We start from the raw sequence: 18361 nt of genomic DNA, 5'->3' as shown, positions 1-18361 counted from the left end.
CCCGCATTGAAATGGCCGGATCACAAGCCGGTGCGGCTGGCGATGTAGGCCTTCATCTTCTCGACGTCCGGCGCCATCACCTCGAAACGCTGTGGCAGCGCCTCGATATTCTCGAAGCCGGCCGGACGTTCGGCGTCGCGCCCGAGCGCTTCGCGGATCGTCTCGTTGAACTTCGCCGGCAAGGCGGTTTCCAGCACGATCATGGTCTCGCCCGCAACCAGGTTTTCACGCGCCACCTTCACGCCGTCGGCGGTGTGGGTGTCGATCGTCACGCCGTATTTCGCCTGCACGTCGCGGATGGTCGCGATGCGGTCCGCGTGCACCGATTTGCCGGATACGAAGCCGTACTGCGCGACTTTCTTGAATTCGTCGCCGTCGCTGCCCGGCTTGCCGGAGAGGTCGAAGCCGCCGTGCGTTTCCACCTTCTTGAACAGCGCGCGCACGCGCTCGGCGTCGCGGTCCAGCAGGTCATAGATGAAACGTTCGAAATTGGACGCCTTGCTGATGTCCATGCTGGGGCTGGTGGTGTGATAGGTTTCGGCCGACTTGCGCACGCGGTAGACGCCGGTGCGGAAAAATTCGTCGAGCACGTCGTTCTCGTTGGTCGCCACCACCAGCTTGTTGATCGGCAGGCCCATCATGCGAGCGATATGGCCGGCGCAGATATTGCCGAAGTTCCCCGACGGGACGGTGAACGACACCTTCTGTTCATTGGCAGTAGTCGCCGACAGATAGCCGCGGAAGTAGTACACGACCTGCGCGACCACGCGCGCCCAATTGATCGAATTGACGGTGCCGATCTTCTGGCGCGTCTTGAATTCGAGGTCATTCGACACCGCCTTCACCATGTCCTGGCAATCGTCGAACACGCCTTCGACTGCGATATTGAAGATATTCGGATCCTGCAGGCTGAACATCTGTGCGGTCTGGAACGCGCTCATCTTCCTGTGCGGCGACAGCATGAACACGCGGATACCCTTCTTGCCGCGCATCGCGTATTCGGCCGCGCTGCCGGTGTCGCCGGAAGTCGCGCCGAAAATGTTCAGCTCCGAATGCTCCTTGGCCAGCTCGTACTCGAACAGGTTGCCGAGCAGTTGCATCGCCATGTCCTTGAACGCCAGCGTCGGCCCGTTCGACAGGGCCTGCAATACCAGTTTCGCTCCGTCCCTCTCTTCCAGCACGCGCAGCGGCGTGATCTGCGACGCATCCTCGCCGGCGCGCGCATTGCGGTACACGTCGGCGGTATACGTCTTGTGCGCCAGCGCCTTCAGGTCTTCCTGCGGGATGTCGGTCGCGAACTTCTTCAGCACCTCGAAAGCGAGGTCGGCGTAGGACAGCTTGCGCCACGCATCGAGCTCGTCGCCGCTGACCTTCGGATATTCGACCGGCAGATAAAGACCGCCGTCGGGAGCGAGGCCACCCAAGAGGATCTGGGAAAAGGATTGCGCCGGAAATTGTGCCGATACTTGGCCGCGGGTGGAAACGTATTGCATAAAATGGAATGGATTGGATGGCAACGGGGTATCCAACATTATAACTGGAGCGCCTGCGCCCCACCGCGGTTTCCGTGCCGGCGCGCCCTGGGGCAGGCCATTCCACCCGCGTCTGGCTTACGCGGCGTGATGCAGCGCGGGCGCCTCGATATGCGCAAGCATGTCCTCCACCAGCCGGTCCAGCCCGATCGCCGCCTGCCAGCCCCAGTCCGCCCGCGCATAGGTGTCATCCAGGCTGTGCGGCCAAGTATCGGCGATCGCCTGCCGATGGTCGGGCTGGTAAGCGATCTCGAAGCCCGGCACGCGCTTTTTGATCGCCTGCGCCAGTTCGCGTGGATTGAAGCTCAGGCCCGCCACGTTATAGGCGGAGCGCACGCGGATCTGCTCGGCCGGCGCATCCATCAGCTCGATCGTGGCACGAATCGCGTCCGGCATGTAAATCATCGGCAGCGTGGTTTCCGGGCCGAGGAAGCAGGCGTAGCGCTCATGGCGTTTGGCCGCATGGAAGATCGCGATCGCATAATCGGTGGTGCCGCCGCCCGGCGGCGACTTGTAGCTGATGATGCCTGGATAGCGGATGCTGCGCACGTCGACGCCGAACTTGCTGAAGTAGTATTCGCACAGCCGCTCGCCGGCCTGCTTGCTGATCCCATAGATGGTGGTCGGATCCATCACCGCCAGTTGCGGCGTGTCGACCGCCGGCGTATGCGGGCCGAAGGCCGCGATCGACGACGGCCAGAACACCTTCAGCGGCTTGCCGGCCTGCCCGCGTTCGCGCGCCAGTTCCAGGATGTTCAGCAGCCCGTTCATGTTCAGCGTCCACGCCTTCAGCGGCGCCTGTTCGCCGGTCACGGACAATAGCGCCGCGAGCTGGTAGACCTGCGTCACGCCATAGCGCTCGACGATCTGTACCACGCGCTCCTTGTCGAGCACATCGACCGTTTCGTAGCTGAGTGCGCCGAACAGGCTGCGCGGCGCGATATCCGCCGCAATCACGTTCTCCGCGCCATGTTTCGCGGCCAGCGCCTCCACCAGTTCGCTGCCGATCTGCCCATTGGCGCCGATGACCAAAATCCGTTCCATGCTGAATTCCTCAATTCTTCAAAATACCGAGTTCCCGGCCTGCCTGCGTGAACGCGGCGAGCGCCTTGTCCAGTTGCTCCCTGCTGTGCGCGGCCGATAGCTGCACGCGCACGCGCGCCTGCCCCATCGGCACCACCGGATAGAAGAAGCCGGTCGCCAGCACGCCCAGTTCATACAGGCGCGCCGCGAATTTCTGCGCCAGCGGCGCGTCGAACAGCATCACCGGCACCACCGGATGCGTGCCGGGCTTGATCGTGAATCCCAGTTCGGCAATCGCCTTGCGGAAGTAGGCGGTGTTCTCGTGCAGGCGGTCGCGCAGCTCGGTCGACGACGACAGGCGCTGCAGCACGGCCAGCGATGCCCCGGCGATCGCCGGCGCCAGCGAATTGGAAAACAGGTAGGGGCGCGACTTCTGGCGCAGGGTATCGATCACTTCGCGCCGCGCCGCGGTGAATCCGCCCATTGCGCCGCCCAGCGCCTTGCCGAGCGTGCCGGTGATGATGTCGATCCGGCCCATTACGCCATGATGCTCGTGCGTGCCGCGGCCGGTCTTGCCCATGAAGCCGGTCGCGTGGCTTTCGTCGATCATCACCAGCGCGCCGTAACGGTCGGCCAGGTCGCAGATCCTGTCGAGCTGCGCGATCGTGCCGTCCATCGAGAACACGCCGTCGGTGACGATCACCTTGTGACGCTTGTCCGCGGCAGCCTGCAACTGCTTTTCCAGGTCGGCCATGTCGTTGTGCTCGTAACGGAAGCGCGCCGCCTTGCACAGACGAATGCCGTCGATGATGGACGCATGGTTCAGCGCATCCGAAATGATCGCGTCGTTCTCGTCGAACAGAGGCTCGAACAGGCCGCCGTTGGCGTCGAAAGCCGCCGCGTACAGGATGGTGTCCTGCATGCCGAGGAATTCGGACAGCGCACGCTCCAGCTGCTTGTGCACCGTCTGGGTGCCGCAGATGAAGCGTACCGAGGACAGGCCGTAGCCGTATTTCTCGGTCGCGTCGATCGCCGCGCGCACCATCGCTTCGTCGCCCGACAGGCCGAGGTAATTGTTCGCACACAGGTTGATCAGGGTACGTCCGTCGTCGCTCGTCACTTCCGGGCCCTGGCGCGATGCGATCACGCGCTCGGGCTTGTACAGTCCCTGCTCGCGCAGGATGGCGAGATTACGGTCCAAACCCGAATAAAAGTCTTCTCGTGCAGTTGTTGCACTCATTACAATTCCACCATCCTCTCGCAGTTCGATTCACTGTTTTTGCATCCAATCTGCTACGATGCAATTCATAAAACAAATTCACTATTTAGAACTCAAGTTCAATATATTGAATATTATCCATCCCCATTGAACATTGCAAGCATCTGTTATGAAAAAAACCAGCACGCCAAGTTCCCCGCCCGAAGTCGGGGTCATGCTCCAGAAGCTGCGCCTCAAGCGCGGCCTCACGCTGGACGACCTGTCGCGCGCGGCCGGCGTGTCGAAATCCATGCTGTCGCAGATCGAGCGGGAAAAGGCGAATCCGACCATCGCGGTCGCCTGGCGCCTGGCGAACGCGTTGGGAGTTGGCATAGAAGAACTGCTGTCGAGCGAAGCGCAGGAAGTCGAAGCGATCCATATCCTGGAGCCGCATGAGACGCCGACCCTGCCGGGCAGCCATGCCGGCTATGTATTGCGCATCCTGGGGCCGATGGAATTGGCGGGGAAATACGAATGGTATGAACTGACGCTGGTGCCGGATGGCGCGCTGGTGTCCAATCCGCACGACCCGGGCACGTCGGAATACCTGACGCTGCTGCACGGCGCGCTGGAAGTCGAAGTGGACGGCACGAAGAAAAAGCTGAAGGCGGGCGGGACCGCGCGTTACCTGGCTGACAAGAGCCACGCGATCCGCAATGTCGGCAAGACCGAGGCGAAAGCCTTGTTGGTCGTCATCCACCGATAGGCAAAATAAAACGGCCCGGAACGCCATGTCCCGGGCCGCGCGACTTGCGTTGAAATGGAATCAGCTTAGCTGTTCCAGGCGGATCTTGGTCACTGCACCGACGACGGTAGAGAGCGCCTCGATCTTTCCGATCGCCGCCACGATGTTCTTTTCCTTCGTCTGGTGCGTCAGGATGATGATGTCGGCGCGGGTCTCACCCTCGGCCGGCTCCTTCTGCAGCATGGCGTCGATCGAAATCGTCGAATCCGCCAGGATGCGCGTGATATCGGCCAGCACGCCCGGCTGGTCCGCCACTTGCATGCGCAGGTAGTAGCTAGTCGTCACTTCCGACATCGGCAGGATCGGCGTATCGGTCATCGCATCCGGCTGGAACGCGAGGTGCGGCACGCGATGCTCCGGATCGGCCGTCGCCAGACGGGTGATGTCGACCAGGTCGGCGATCACCGCGGATGCGGTCGGCTCGGAGCCGGCACCCTTGCCGTAATAAAGCGTCGCGCCGACCGCGTCGCCCTGCACCAGCACCGCGTTCATCGCGCCTTCCACGTTGGCGATCAGGCGCTTGGCCGGAATCAGGGTCGGGTGCACGCGCAGTTCAATCCCTTCGCTGCCATTGACCTGGGTGCGCTTGGCGATGCCAAGCAGCTTGATGCGATAGCCGAGCTGTTCCGCGTAGCGAATGTCGGTCGCCTGCAGCTTGGTGATGCCTTCCACATAGGCCTTGTCGAACTGCACCGGGATGCCGAAGGCGATGGCCGACATGATGGTCGCCTTGTGTGCCGCGTCGACGCCTTCGATATCGAAGGTCGGATCGGCTTCGGCATAGCCCAGGCGCTGCGCCTCTTTCAGCACGACGTCGAAGTCCAGGCCCTTGTCGCGCATTTCAGACAGGATGAAGTTGGTGGTGCCGTTGATGATGCCGGCGATCCACTCGATGCGGTTGGCGGTCAAGCCTTCGCGCAGCGCCTTGATGATCGGGATGCCGCCGGCAACCGCCGCCTCGAACGCCACCATCACGCCCTTTTCCTGCGCCGCCTTGAAGATCTCGGTGCCGTGCGTCGCCAGCAGCGCCTTGTTGGCGGTGACCACGTGCTTGCCGTTGGCGATCGCCTTCATCACCAAGTCCTTGGCGATGCCGTAGCCGCCGATCAGCTCGATGACGATGTCGATTTCCGGATTGCTCACAACCAGGTTGGCGTCATTGACTACTTCACACTCGCCGTTGGTCAGCTCCTTCGCACGGGCCGTGTTCAGATCGGCCACCATCGTGATCTGGATCGAACGTCCGGCGCGGCGCGTAATCTCTTCCTGGTTGCGCTTCAATACGTTGAACGTGCCGGAACCGACGGTACCGATGCCTAACAAGCCTACTTTGATGGGTTTCATAGCGAGTGAAGTCTATTTAAAAATGAGTTTCCCGCGCCCTTCATGCCGGAAGGACGCGGGCGTATTGGAGCAAAACTAGGCCGCGCCGTGCCGGCGGCGGTAGCCGTCGAGGAAGCGCGCGATGCGCCCGACCGCCTCGCCCAGATCGTCCGAATTCGGCAGGAACACGACGCGGAAATGGTCGGGTGCGATCCAGTTGAAGCCGGTACCCTGCACGATCAGCACCTTCTCCTCGGCCAGCAGTTCATAGGCGAACTGCTGATCGTTCTCGATCGGGTACATCTTGGGATCGAGCTTCGGGAACATGTAGAGCGCCGCGCGCGGCTTGACGCAGGATACGCCCGGAATCTCGGTCAGCAGCCGGTGCGCCAGGTCGCGCTGCCGCGCCAGACGTCCGCCGGGCCCGACCAGGTCGTTGATGCTCTGGTAACCGCCCAGCGCGGTCTGGATCGCGAACTGCCCGGGCACGTTGGCGCACAGGCGCATCGACGCCAGCATGTTCAGGCCTTCGATGTAATCCTTCGCATGCTTCTTCTGGCCCGACACCACCATCCAGCCGGCGCGATAGCCGCAGGAACGGTAGTTCTTCGACAAGCCGTTCAGGGTCACGAACAGCACGTCGTCCGCCAGCGATGCGATCGAGGTGTGGGTCGCGCCGTCGTAGAGGGTCTTGTCGTAGATCTCGTCGGCAAACACGATCAACTGATGCTGGCGCGCCAGCTCGACGATCTGCTCCAGCAATTCCGTCGGGTACAGCGCGCCGGTCGGGTTGTTCGGGTTGATGACCACGATCGCCTTGGTATTGGTCGTGATCTTGCGCTTGATGTCCTCGATGTCCGGATACCAGTCGGCCTGTTCGTCACAGACATAGTGCACCGGAGTGCCGCCGGACAGGCTGACCGCCGCCGTCCACAGCGGATAATCGGGCGCCGGCACCAGCACTTCGTCGCCACTGTTGAGCAGCGCGTTCATGCCCATCACGATCAGCTCGGACGCACCGTTGCCGATATAAATGTCATCGATCGTCACCCCCGGGATCTTTTTTTCCTGGGTGTAATGCATGATGGCCTTGCGTGGCGCGAACAACCCCTTCGAATCGGTATATCCGGCAGAATTCGGCAGGTTCAGGATCATGTCACGCACGATCTCGTCCGGTGCGTCGAAGCCGAACACGGCCAAGTTGCCGATATTCAACTTAATGATCTTGTGACCCTCGTCCTCCATTTGCTTGGCCTTTTCCAGGACAGGGCCGCGAATGTCATAACAGACGTCTGCCAGTTTTTTCGATTTTTGAATCGGTCGCACGCGTGCAATCCCTTACAGAAAATACAAGAAATGGGATGCAATGGTGCACCGCCAAAATACCCATTTTGCCGAAAGCAATCTGTTTTATCAACGGATGCCGTAGCGTTTATTTTGGAAAACGCTACAATGCCGCATCTTTTTATTCCAATTGTCGGAAATTCACGCCCGGCAGCCTGTCTATAGCGCCATGAAGCTGCATGCCACCCCGACCCAACATTATCAAACCGCCACGGCCTACGACGATACGGGCGTCGAAATCAATGCCGTGCGCTTCGCCCACAGCCTCGTGGTATTGCCCGAGACACCTCCTGCGCCGTGGCCGCCCACTTCGTTCGATGCCTTGTTGCCCGAGCATTTCGCCCAGATCGAAGCCATGGTGCCGGATGTCGTCATTCTGGGTACCGGCCGTCGCCAGCGTTTCATCCATCCGAAGCTGATCGCGGCTCTTTCCGCGCGGCACATCGGCGTCGAATGCATGGATAACCAGGCTGCCTGCCGCACCTACAACATCCTGATGGGCGAAGGCCGCAAGGTCGCCCTGGCCCTCATTTTCGACCAAACGGCATGACAGATCACTATAAATCGCAACTTCCGATCTCCAAACCCGCCCTCTGGGCCTTACTCCTGATCTTCTGCGCAGTCTGGTTTTACGCGCTCGGCGCCCGCACGCTGGTGCCGACCGACGAAGGCCGCTACGCTGAAATGGCGCGGGAAATGGTCGCCACCGGCGATTGGATCACGCTGCGCCTGAACGGCCTCAAGTACTTCGAAAAGCCGCCGCTGCAAACCTGGATGAATGCAATTACCTTCGAGGCATTCGGGCTGGGCGAGTGGCAGGCCCGGCTATGGACCGGCCTGTGCGGCCTGTTCGGCATCCTGATCACAGCCTATGCGGGAACGCGGGTCTTCGGCCGGCGCATCGGCTTCCATGCCGGACTGGTGCTTGCATCCAGCCTGTTCTGGGCGGCGCTCGGCCACGTCAATACGCTGGACATGGGACTGGCAGGCATGATGACGCTCACGCTCGCCGCCCTGCTGCTTGCGCAACACAATGACGCCAGCGGGCGCGAGCAGCGCAACTGGATGCTGGCATGCTGGGCCGGCATGGCACTCGCGGTGCTGTCCAAGGGCTTGATCGGCATCGTGCTGCCCGGCGCCGTGCTGGTGCTGTACACCCTGCTGTCGCGCGACTGGGCGATCTGGAAACGCCTGCATTTCGGCGCCGGCCTGCTGCTGTTCTTTGCGATTGCGACGCCCTGGTTCGTGCTGGTGTCGCTGAAGAATCCGGAATTCCCGAATTTCTTCTTCATCCACGAGCATTTCCAACGCTTTACCAGCAAGGTGCACCATCGCGCCGGCCCGTGGTATTACTTCATCCCGATACTGATACTCGGCATCGTGCCATGGCTGGGCGTGCTCGCGCAAAGCCTGTGGAATGCGCGCCGCGAGCCGATGCAAGGCTTCCGGCCGAAGAAAATGCTGCTGGTCTGGTCGGTATTCATTTTCTTTTTCTTCAGCATTTCCGGCTCCAAGCTGCCTTCGTACATCCTGCCGATTTTCCCGTCGCTGGCCCTGCTGATCGCCTGCCACCTGGAAAAGGCATCGGACAAGGCAATCATGCTGACGGCGGCCTTGGTCGCGCTGTTCGCCGCAGTCGGTCTCGGTTTCGTCGGAAAGATTCCCGAGCTGGCCAGCAATGCCTACGAAAAGCCGATCTACCAGGCCTACCTGCCGTGGGTTGTGGCCGGTGCGGTGATAGCATTGGCGGGCGGCCTGCTTGCAGCCTTCCTGGCGCGCCGCCGGCGGGAATGGTCGCTGATCGCATTGGCGGCCGCCACGTTCGTCAGCGGGCAGGTCTTGATGATCGGTCACGAGCCGCTCGGCCGCTACAAGGCCGGCCTCGACCACGTACCCGCGATTGCCGCGGAACTGACGCCGCAGACGCCGATTTTCCTGGTGCGCCTGTACGAGCAGTCGCTGCCCTTCTACCTGCGGCGCACCATGACCCTGGTCGAGCACGCCGATGAAATGGAGTTCGGCGTCAAGCAGGAGCCGCAACTGTGGATTCCGACCCGCGCGGAATTCGTGGCGAAATGGAACGCACTGCATGCCGAAGGCAAGAAGGCGGTCGCGATCATCCATCCCGACGCCTTCGTCGAACTGAAAAAACAAGGCTTGCCGATGCGCATCATCGCGCAAGATCCGCGCCGCATCATCGTGACCAACGACATCAAGAATTCATGAATCTGACGACCTTCGGTTTTATCCTCACCGGCATCTGCCTGAATGCCGTCGCACAGTTACTGCTGAAAGCCGGCACCAATGCGGTCGGCGCGATCCACCTGACCGCGCAAAACTGGTTCTCCACCGGACTGAAACTGGCAACCCAGTTGCCGATCATCGGCGGCCTGGGCTGTTACGTGATTTCGGTGCTGGTGTGGATCATCGGATTGTCGCGCGTGGATGTCACGATCGCCTATCCGATGCTGTCGATCGGATACATCATCAATGCGATCGGCGCATGGTATTTTCTCGGCGAAGCCGTTTCCGCGCAGCGCCTGCTGGCCATCGGCATCATCATCGTCGGCGTCGTCCTGCTGGCGCGCAGCTGAATTCAACTTTTCCATCATTCATCATGAGCGAATCCTTCCTGCCTTTTTCCCGCCCCACCATAGACGAGGCAACGATTGCCTCGGTCGCCGACGTGCTGCGTTCCGGCTGGATCACCAGCGGCCCCAAGGTGCAAGCATTCGAAGCGAAGCTGTCCGAGTATTTCGGCGGACGCCCGGTGCGCACCTTCAATTCCGGCACCTGCACCATGGAGATCGCCTTGCGCATCGCCGGCATCGGGCCGGGCGACGAAGTGATCACCACGCCGATTTCCTGGGTTGCCACGGCCAATGTGATCATCGAAGTCGGTGCCACGCCGGTGTTCGCCGACATCGATCCAGTGACGCGCAACATCGACCTCGACAAGCTCGAAGCCTCGATCACGTCGCGTACCAAGGCCGTCATTCCGGTCTACCTCGCGGGCAAGCCGGTCGACATGGACCGCCTGTATGAAATTGCAAGGAAACACAATCTGCGCGTGGTCGAAGACGCCGCGCAGGCGCTCGGATCGACATGGAAAGGCAAGCCGATCGGCGCATTCGGCGATTTCGTGTCGTTCAGCTTCCAGGCCAACAAGAACATCACCACCGCCGAAGGCGGCTGCCTGGTGCTTAACAATACCGACGAAGCCAGGCTGGCGGAAAAATATCGCCTGCAGGGCGTCACCCGCAGCGGCCTCGACGGCATCGAAGTCGACGTGTTGGGTGGCAAGTTCAACATGACCGACATTAACGCGGCTATCGGCCTCGGCCAGATCGCGCGTCTCGACGAAATCACCGCAAAGCGCCGCACGCTGGCCAAGCATTACTTCACCTGCTTCGGCCCGGATTTCGAGGAAAAATTCGGCGCCCAGCTGCCGGTTGCCGACTTCGAAGACACCAACTGGCACCTATTCCAGTTGGTGCTACCGGAACGCATCACCCGTGCCGACTTCATGGCGAAAATGCTGGAAAAGAATATCGGCGTCGGTTACCACTATGCGCCGATCCACCTGTTCAAGCTGTACCGCGAACGCGGCTTCAAGGAAGGCATGTTCCCGGTCGCGGAGCGCGTAGGCCGCCAGATCGTCACGCTGCCGATGTTCTTCGCCCTCACGGAAAACGATGTCGAACGCACGGTCGGCGCGGTAAAATCCGTCCTTCAACAATAAGACCAGCGATTGATGAAACCAGAATTATCCGTCGTCATTCCCGTTTATAACGAAGAAGCCGGCTTGGCCAAGCTGTTCGCGCGCCTTTATCCCGCGCTCGACAAGCTGGGATTGCCTTATGAGATCGTGTTCGTCAACGACGGCAGTCGCGACAGTTCCGCCGCCATCTTGGCCGACCAATTCCGCGCGCGCCCGGACGTCACCCGCGTCGTGCTGTTCAATGGGAATTACGGCCAGCACATGGCGATCCTCGCCGGCTTCAAGGCAACGCGCGGCGAGATCGTCGTCACGCTCGACGCCGACCTGCAGAACCCGCCGGAAGAGATCGGCAACCTGATCGCGAAGATGGGCGAAGGTTACGATTATGTCGGCTCGATCCGCCGCGAGCGGCAGGATTCGGCCTGGCGCACCCACGCCTCCAAGGCGATGAACCGGCTGCGCGAAAACATCACGCACATCAAGATGACCGACCAGGGCAATATGCTGCGTGCCTACGGCCGCAACGTGATTGACCTGGTCAACCAGTGCAACGAAGTCAATACCTTCATTCCGGCGCTCGCCTACACCTTCGCGCGCAAGCCGACCGAGATCGTGGTCGAGCACGAGGAACGCGCGGCGGGCGAGTCGAAGTATTCGCTCTACAGCCTGATCCGCCTGAACTTCGACCTGGTCACCGGCTTCTCGCTGATGCCGCTGCAATTCTTCTCGATCCTCGGCATCGGCCTGTCGTTCGTGTCGGCCGCCCTGTTCGTCGTGCTGCTGCTGCGCCGTTTCCTGTTCGGCTCTGAGGTCGAAGGCGTGTTCACGCTGTTCGCGATCGCCTTCTTCCTGATGGGCGTGATCCTGTTCGGCATCGGCATTGTCGGTGAGTATGTCGGCCGTATCTACCAGCAGGTGCGCGGGCGTCCGCGTTTCGTGGTGCAGGCGATCCTGGAACAAACCGGCGAACAGCCGGGGAAGGAATAAGCCAATGCGAGCCGTTGTCTTTGCCTACCATAACGTCGGCGTGCGCTGCCTGAAGGTGCTACTGGCGCGCGGCGTGCAAGTCGCGCTGGTCGTCACCCACCAGGACAATCCGGCCGAAACCATCTGGTTCGAATCGGTCGCCGCACTGTGCCGCGAAAAGGATATTCCGTTCGTCACACCGGATGACCCGAAGTCGCCCGAGCTGTTCAAGCAGGTGCAGGCGCTGCAGCCGGATTTCATCTTCAGCTTCTACTACCGCCACATGCTGCCGGTCGACCTGCTGGCGCTGGCAAAGCATGGCGCCTACAACATGCACGGCTCGCTGCTGCCGAAATATCGCGGCCGCGTGCCGGTCAACTGGGCGGTGCTGCATGGTGAAACGGAAACCGGTGCCACGCTGCACGAAATGGCCGCCAAGCCGGATGCCGGCGCCATCGTAGCCCAGGCGGCGGTTCCGATTCTTCCCGACGATACTGCGTATGAAGTTTTCGGCAAGGTCACGGTAGCAGCCGAACAAGCCTTGTGGAACGCGTTGCCGGCAATGCTGGCCGGCCAAACGCCGAAATTGACCAACGATTTGTCAAAAGGCAGTTATTTTGGCGGGCGCAAGCCGGAAGACGGCCGCATCGACTGGTCAAAGCCGGCCCAGGAGGTCTACAACCTGCATCGCGCCGTCGCCCCGCCCTACCCGGGCGCGTGGACGACGACAGGTGGAAAAACTTTCATTATTATCAAGGCCCGCCTTGCCGATCGGGCAAAACCCGATTTGCAGCAAGGCTTGGCAGTAGTGGATAATTGCATGTTTGGCGTATGCGGCGACGGTCGCGCGCTTTTAATTCACGAGCTCATGGCGGACGGCAAACCGGTTTCGCCGCAAGAGTTACAACAATTCCTGTCGTCCCGTTCGTAAAACGGAGCGGCGGCTCAACAAGACACTCCTATGAAAAAAGTACTCATCCTCGGCGTCAACGGCTTCATCGGCCACCATCTGTCCAAGCGCATCCTGGAGACCACCGACTGGCACGTGTTCGGCATGGACATGATGACCGACCGCATCACCGACCTCCTGGAAAATGAAGCGTACAAGAGCCGCATGCACTTCTTCGAAGGCGACATCACGATCAACAAGGAATGGGTCGAGTATCACGTCAAGAAATGCGACGTGATCCTGCCGCTGGTCGCGATCGCCACGCCTTCAACCTACGTGAAGCAGCCGCTGCGCGTGTTCGAACTCGACTTCGAGGCGAACCTGCCGATCGTGCGTTCCGCCGCCAAGTACGGCAAGCACCTGGTATTTCCGTCCACCTCGGAAGTCTACGGCATGTGCCATGACGAGGAATTCGATCCGGAAGAATCCGAATTGATCTGCGGCCCGATCAACAAGCCGCGCTGGATCTATTCCTGCGCCAAGCAGCTGATGGACCGCGTGATCTGGGGCTACGGTATGCAGGACAACCTGAATTTCACCCTGTTCCGCCCGTTCAACTGGATCGGTGCCGGCCTCGATTCGATCCATACGCCGAAGGAAGGCAGCTCGCGCGTCGTGACCCAGTTCTTCGGCCACATCGTGCGCGGCGAAAACATCTCTCTGGTCGACGGCGGCCAGCAGAAGCGCGCCTTCACCTATATCGATGACGGCATCGACGCACTCATGCGCATCATCGCCAACGAAGGCGGCGTCGCCAGCGGCAAGATCTACAACATCGGCAACCCGACCAACAATTACTCGATCCGCGAACTGGCCGACATGATGCTGAAACTCGCCGCCAAGTATCCGGAATACGCGGAATCCGCGAAGAAGGTGAAACTGGTCGAAACCACGTCCGCCGCCTACTACGGCAAGGGCTATCAGGACGTGCAGAACCGCGTGCCGAAGATCACCAACACCTGCGACGAGCTGAAGTGGAAGCCGACCACCTCGATGGAAGACACGCTGCGTAACATCTTCGATGCCTACCGCGGCCAGGTGGGCGAAGCCAAGGCGCTGATGGACTAAATGCCCTGATGCCTGTCCTCGCCCTCAAAATCGACGTCGACACCTATCGCGGCACCCGGGAAGGCGCGCTCAATCTGGTGCGCCTTCTGCAAAAACACCAGGCCAACGCCACCTTCCTGTACTCGCTCGGACCCGACCATACCGGCTGGGCCTTGCGGCGCGCTTTCCGCCCCGGCTTTTTCCAGAAAGTCTCGCGCACTTCCGTGGTGGAGCATTACGGGATCAAGACGTTGATGTACGGCGTGCTGCTGCCCGCGCCCGATATCGGCAAGACTTGCGCCCAGCAGATGCGGGTGGCGCAAGCGGCCGGATTCGAATGCGGCATCCACACCTGGGATCACGTCGTCTGGCAAGACAACGTGCGCCAGCGTGACGCTGCCTGGACCAAGAAGCAGTTGCAGCAGTCATTCGATCGCTTCCGCGGAATTTTCGGACAGCCCCCCCAGACCCACGGCGCCGCCGGCTGGCAGATGAACGAGCATGCCTTCGCCCAGCTCGACGCCTTCGGCTTCGCGTATGCATCGGATGGTCGTTGCCAGCTGACCGAAAGCGGCGAACTGGCCGATAGCAATGCCGGCCCGCACCGCCTCCAGGCCTTCGGCAAGACGCTGTCCTGCATACAGTTGCCGACCACGCTGCCGACGCTGGATGAACTGCTGGGACGCACCGTGAATGGTGTTGTCATCGACGAGTCAAATATCGCGCGTACCATTCTGAAGCTCACCGCGTCGCCGCGCGACCATGTGTTCACGCTGCATGCCGAACTTGAAGGGCAAAAACTCGCCCCCATCTTTGAACAATTGCTGGAAGGATGGAAGGCGCAGGGTTACGATCTGGCGTCGATGGCGGATTACTACCAGAAGGTCAAAAACGAGCCCTTGCCAACCTATCCGGTCAGCTGGGGCGAATTGCCCGGCCGGTCGGGCGAGCTGATCGTCCAGCCATCGTCAAGCCAATAAACAATCGTTGCAACCAGCAACAATAACTACTATGGAGAGTAGCGTGGACGATACCCCATCCGCACTGAATCTGACTGTCCCGGAATTTTCCGCAGCGATGACTGGCGAAAAGACTTTCACGCTGTCCGACTACAAGGGAAAGACCGTAGTGTTGTATTTTTACCCCAAGGACAACACGCCCGGTTGCACGACGGAAGGCATGCAATTCCGCGATCTTCATCCACAATTCCAGGAAGCCAATGCCGAAGTCTTCGGCATCAGCCGCGACAGCATTCGCTCCCACGAAGGATTCAAGGCGAAACTGGCGATGCCGTTCGACCTGATTTCCGATCCGGACGAAACCGTTTGCAATCTGTTCAACGTAATGGCAATAAAAAGCATGTATGGCAAGAAGGTACGTGGCGTTGAACGCAGTACATTTGTGATTGACGCCAGCGGGAAATTGGTGAAAGAATGGCGTGGAGTCAAGGTGCCTGGGCACGTTGATGAAGTTCTGGAATTCGTCAAAACGCTCGCTTAATCGCGTCAAACGCAGAACACATTGAATTTAAAAGAATTTTCTTGCAGAAAGCCGTTTGCGGAAGAGGCGTCGAGCCTCCCCCCAAACGGCTTTTTTGCTTTCCAAACAGCTCGCTCGACCAGTTCACACCTCTTCCGGCACCCCGCCTGGCGCTGTTTGAATCTCCTCGCAGTCAGTTCAACACACTTTAGATTGAGGTCCTGATGCCACTACCTAAATTACCGACCAAACCCGCAGAACTGCTCTCCCCCGCAGACTATCCGAAGGCAGAGAAAGGCAAATCGGTAAAACCCCTGATGACATTGGTGGAATCAACGCCGCACACGACCGAAGCAGCACCGAAGGCCCGCGCCAAGACCGCCGAGAAGGCTCCGGCCGCGAAGCGCACCGCGAAGCCGAAGGACGTGGAGACCACGATCAAGTCCAATGTCAGCCGTACTGCCGACAAGCTGGGCGTTTCCAAGATTTTCGTGCTCGACACGAACGTGCTGATGCACGACCCGACCTCGCTGTTCCGCTTCGAGGAGCACGATGTCTACCTGCCGATGATGACGCTGGAAGAGCTGGACAACCACAAGAAAGGCATGTCCGAAGTCGCGCGCAACGCCCGCCAGGTCTCGCGCTCGCTCGATGCGCTGGTGGCCGGCGTGGAAGAGCATGCGATCGAAGAAGGCATTCCCCTCTCCAAGCTGGGCAACAAGGACGCCAAGGGCCGCCTGTTCTTCCAGACCAAACTGCAGACCATGGAACTGCCGGAAGGCCTGCCGATCGGGAAAGCCGACAACCAGATTCTCGGCGTCGTGCGCGCGCTGGAAGCGCAGTATCCGGACCGTCCGATCGTGCTGGTGTCGAAGGACATCAACATGCGCATCAAGGCCCGCGCGATGGGTCTGCCGGCGGAAGAGTACTTCAACGACCATGTGCTGGAAGATACCGACCTGCTCTATTCCGGCATCCTGCAGCTGCCGGACGACTTCTGGAACAAGCATGGCAAGGGCATGGAGTCGTGGCAGGAGAACAAGCACGGCACCGGCTATACCTACTACCGGCTGAGCGGGCCGAACGTGCCTTCCTTCCTGATCAACCAGTTCGTCTACCTGGAGCCGAAGACCGGCGAAGCGCCATTCTATGGCCAGGTAAAACAGATCAACGGCAAGACCGCCGTGATCCAGACCCTGCGCGACTACACGCACGGCAAGAACAGCGTGTGGGGCATCACCGCGCGCAACCGCGAGCAGAACTTCGCCCTCAACCTGCTGATGAATCCGGAATGCGACTTCGTCACCCTGCTCGGCCAGGCCGGCACCGGCAAGACCCTGCTGGCACTGGCGGCAGGCCTGGCGCAGGTGCTCGAAACTAAGCTCTACAACGAAATCATCGTCACGCGCGTCACGGTTCCGGTCGGCGAAGATATCGGCTTTTTGCCTGGCACCGAGGAAGAAAAGATGTCGCCGTGGATGGGCGCATTCGACGACAACCTGGAAGTGCTGAACAAGTCCGATTCCGACGCCGGCGAATGGGGGCGCGCCGCGACCCAGGACCTGATCCGTTCGCGCATCAAGATCAAGTCGCTCAACTTCATGCGCGGACGCACCTTCGTCAACAAGTTCCTGATCATCGACGAAGCGCAGAACCTGACGCCCAAGCAGATGAAGACGCTGGTCACGCGCGCCGGCCCCGGCACCAAGATCGTCTGCCTGGGCAACATCGCGCAGATCGACACGCCCTACCTGACCGAAGGGTCGAGCGGCCTTACCTACGTCGTGGACCGATTCAAGGGATGGGCGCACAGCGGTCATGTGACGCTGGCGCGCGGCGAGCGTTCGCGCCTGGCCGACCACGCCAGCGACGTGTTGTAGGCGGCCGCGCCGCTCCAAACAAAAAAGCCCGCAATTGCGGGCTTTTTTCATGCGATTCCTGATTAAAGAATCTTGGTGCCGATCCACCACGCGATCGCGGCGACGAAGGCCGACGCGGGTATCGTCAGGATCCAGGCCCACACGATATTGCCCGCAACGCCCCAGCGCACGGCCGACATCTTGCGCGCCGAGCCCACACCGACGATGGCGCCGGTAATGGTATGCGTGGTGGACACCGGGATGCCGAGCGCGGACGCCAGGAACAGCGTGATCGCGCCGCCGGTTTCGGCACAGAAGCCGCCGACCGGCTTCAACTTGGTGATCTTCTGCCCCATGGTCTTGACGATGCGCCAGCCGCCGAACAGGGTGCCCAGACCGATCGCTGTATAGCAGCTGATGATGACCCACCACGGCGGCATCTGATCCTGTGCGGAGGAAGCGCCGGCTGCGATCAGCAGCATCCAGATGATGCCCATGGTTTTCTGCGCGTCGTTGCCGCCGTGGCCCAGACTGTACATCGATGCCGAGACCAGCTGCATACGGCGGAACCACTTGTCGATGCGGCGCGGCGTTGAGCGCACGAACAGCCAGGACACCAATACCATCATGATCGAGCCGAACACGAAGCCGAGCAGCGGCGACAGCACGATGAACGAAATGGTCTTGATTAGTCCCGAGGAGATCAGCGATCCGGTGCCCGCCTTCGCCACAGCCGCCCCGACCAAGCCGCCGATCAATGCGTGCGACGACGACGATGGAATGCCGTAGTACCAGGTCAGGACATTCCAGAAGATTGCGCCGACCAGCGCACCGAACACCACGTAGTGATCGACGATCGCCGGGTCCACCGTCCCCTTGCCGACGGTGGATGCCACCTTCAGCTGGAAGAAGAAAATCGCGATCACGTTGAATACTGCCGCCATCGCCACCGCGGTTTGCGGCTTGAGCACGCCGGTCGACACCACAGTCGCGATCGCGTTGGCGGCGTCGTGAAAGCCGTTCATGAAGTCGAACAGCAGTGCCAGCGCGATCAGGAAGCCGAGAACGTAAATGCTGATTTGAAGGGTGTGCATGAGATTGTTGTTCTAGTCCGT

17 protein-coding genes are annotated in these 18361 nt (G+C 60.6%); 11 read left to right on the top strand and 6 right to left on the bottom strand.

Going from position 1 to position 18361, the window contains the following annotated elements:
* Nucleotides 1-20 precede the first annotated feature (20 nt).
* The 3 genes from thrC to kbl form a co-directional block, all read right to left on the bottom strand.
* A complete protein-coding gene (gene thrC, locus FAY22_RS05375; RefSeq protein WP_146329265.1) occupies nt 21-1493 on the bottom strand; it encodes a threonine synthase in 1473 nt (490 codons plus the stop codon).
* A 117-nt stretch (nt 1494-1610) separates the two neighbouring features.
* Nucleotides 1611-2576 carry an NAD-dependent epimerase/dehydratase family protein gene (locus FAY22_RS05370; protein WP_146329264.1) on the bottom strand — a complete coding sequence of 322 codons (966 nt, stop codon included), beginning with the start codon at nt 2574-2576 and terminating at the stop codon, nt 1611-1613.
* 10 nt (nt 2577-2586) lie between these two features.
* The gene (gene kbl / locus FAY22_RS05365; RefSeq protein WP_146329263.1) at nt 2587-3795 is read right to left on the bottom strand and encodes a glycine C-acetyltransferase; all 1209 of its coding nucleotides are present in this window, start codon (nt 3793-3795) and stop codon (nt 2587-2589) included.
* Between the two features lie 148 nt (nt 3796-3943).
* On the opposite strand from kbl, the gene FAY22_RS05360 reads away from it, so the two are divergent.
* The gene (locus FAY22_RS05360; RefSeq protein WP_146329262.1) at nt 3944-4519 is read left to right on the top strand and encodes a helix-turn-helix domain-containing protein; all 576 of its coding nucleotides are present in this window, start codon (nt 3944-3946) and stop codon (nt 4517-4519) included.
* Between the two features lie 60 nt (nt 4520-4579).
* Here the strand turns inward: FAY22_RS05360 and FAY22_RS05355 are convergent, their stop codons facing one another.
* Together FAY22_RS05355 and FAY22_RS05350 are read right to left on the bottom strand one after the other, a co-directional pair.
* Entirely contained in the window at nt 4580-5902 is a 1323-nt protein-coding gene (locus FAY22_RS05355) for a homoserine dehydrogenase (protein ID WP_146329261.1), read from the bottom strand.
* A gap of 75 nt (nt 5903-5977) precedes the next feature.
* Complete coding sequence (locus FAY22_RS05350; RefSeq protein ID WP_146329260.1) at nt 5978-7207, bottom strand: pyridoxal phosphate-dependent aminotransferase; 1230 nt, start codon at nt 7205-7207, stop codon at nt 5978-5980.
* 187 nt (nt 7208-7394) lie between these two features.
* Between FAY22_RS05350 and FAY22_RS05345 the strand changes: the two genes are divergently transcribed.
* The 10 genes from FAY22_RS05345 (at nt 7395) to FAY22_RS05300 (ending at nt 17267) form a co-directional block, all read left to right on the top strand.
* Nucleotides 7395-7775 (top strand): Mth938-like domain-containing protein, encoded by a 381-nt coding sequence (locus FAY22_RS05345; protein ID WP_146329259.1) that lies wholly within the window; start codon nt 7395-7397, stop codon nt 7773-7775.
* The gene (locus FAY22_RS05340) at nt 7772-9451 is read left to right on the top strand and encodes a glycosyltransferase family 39 protein (protein WP_146329258.1); all 1680 of its coding nucleotides are present in this window, start codon (nt 7772-7774) and stop codon (nt 9449-9451) included. Before FAY22_RS05345 ends, FAY22_RS05340 begins: the two co-directional genes overlap by 4 nt.
* The gene (locus FAY22_RS05335; RefSeq protein WP_146329257.1) at nt 9448-9819 is read left to right on the top strand and encodes a multidrug efflux SMR transporter; all 372 of its coding nucleotides are present in this window, start codon (nt 9448-9450) and stop codon (nt 9817-9819) included. Before FAY22_RS05340 ends, FAY22_RS05335 begins: the two co-directional genes overlap by 4 nt.
* A gap of 23 nt (nt 9820-9842) precedes the next feature.
* Nucleotides 9843-10967 carry a DegT/DnrJ/EryC1/StrS aminotransferase family protein gene (locus FAY22_RS05330; protein ID WP_146329256.1) on the top strand — a complete coding sequence of 375 codons (1125 nt, stop codon included), beginning with the start codon at nt 9843-9845 and terminating at the stop codon, nt 10965-10967.
* A 12-nt stretch (nt 10968-10979) separates the two neighbouring features.
* Nucleotides 10980-11933: a glycosyltransferase gene (locus FAY22_RS05325; protein ID WP_146329255.1), complete on the top strand. Its 954-nt coding sequence runs from the start codon at nt 10980-10982 to the stop codon at nt 11931-11933.
* A gap of 4 nt (nt 11934-11937) precedes the next feature.
* Entirely contained in the window at nt 11938-12843 is a 906-nt protein-coding gene (locus FAY22_RS05320) for a formyltransferase (RefSeq protein WP_146329254.1), read from the top strand.
* A 30-nt stretch (nt 12844-12873) separates the two neighbouring features.
* Nucleotides 12874-13929, top strand: coding sequence for a bifunctional UDP-4-keto-pentose/UDP-xylose synthase (locus FAY22_RS05315; protein ID WP_146329253.1), 1056 nt, complete (start codon nt 12874-12876; stop codon nt 13927-13929).
* A gap of 8 nt (nt 13930-13937) precedes the next feature.
* Nucleotides 13938-14888 (top strand): polysaccharide deacetylase family protein, encoded by a 951-nt coding sequence (locus FAY22_RS05310; protein WP_146329252.1) that lies wholly within the window; start codon nt 13938-13940, stop codon nt 14886-14888.
* A 43-nt stretch (nt 14889-14931) separates the two neighbouring features.
* Nucleotides 14932-15408, top strand: coding sequence for a peroxiredoxin (locus tag FAY22_RS05305; RefSeq protein WP_146329251.1), 477 nt, complete (start codon nt 14932-14934; stop codon nt 15406-15408).
* A 203-nt stretch (nt 15409-15611) separates the two neighbouring features.
* Nucleotides 15612-17267, top strand: coding sequence for a PhoH family protein (locus FAY22_RS05300; protein ID WP_210411897.1), 1656 nt, complete (start codon nt 15612-15614; stop codon nt 17265-17267).
* 62 nt (nt 17268-17329) lie between these two features.
* Here the strand turns inward: FAY22_RS05300 and FAY22_RS05295 are convergent, their stop codons facing one another.
* Entirely contained in the window at nt 17330-18340 is a 1011-nt protein-coding gene (locus FAY22_RS05295; protein WP_146329250.1) for an inorganic phosphate transporter, read from the bottom strand.
* Nucleotides 18341-18361 lie beyond the last annotated feature (21 nt).

This window comes from Noviherbaspirillum sp. UKPF54 (assembly GCF_007874125.1).
Taxonomy (GTDB): Bacteria; Pseudomonadota; Gammaproteobacteria; order Burkholderiales; family Burkholderiaceae_D; genus Noviherbaspirillum.
The sequence above is the reverse complement of the archived record's forward strand: the minus strand, read 5'-3'. Positions and strand labels throughout refer to the sequence as shown.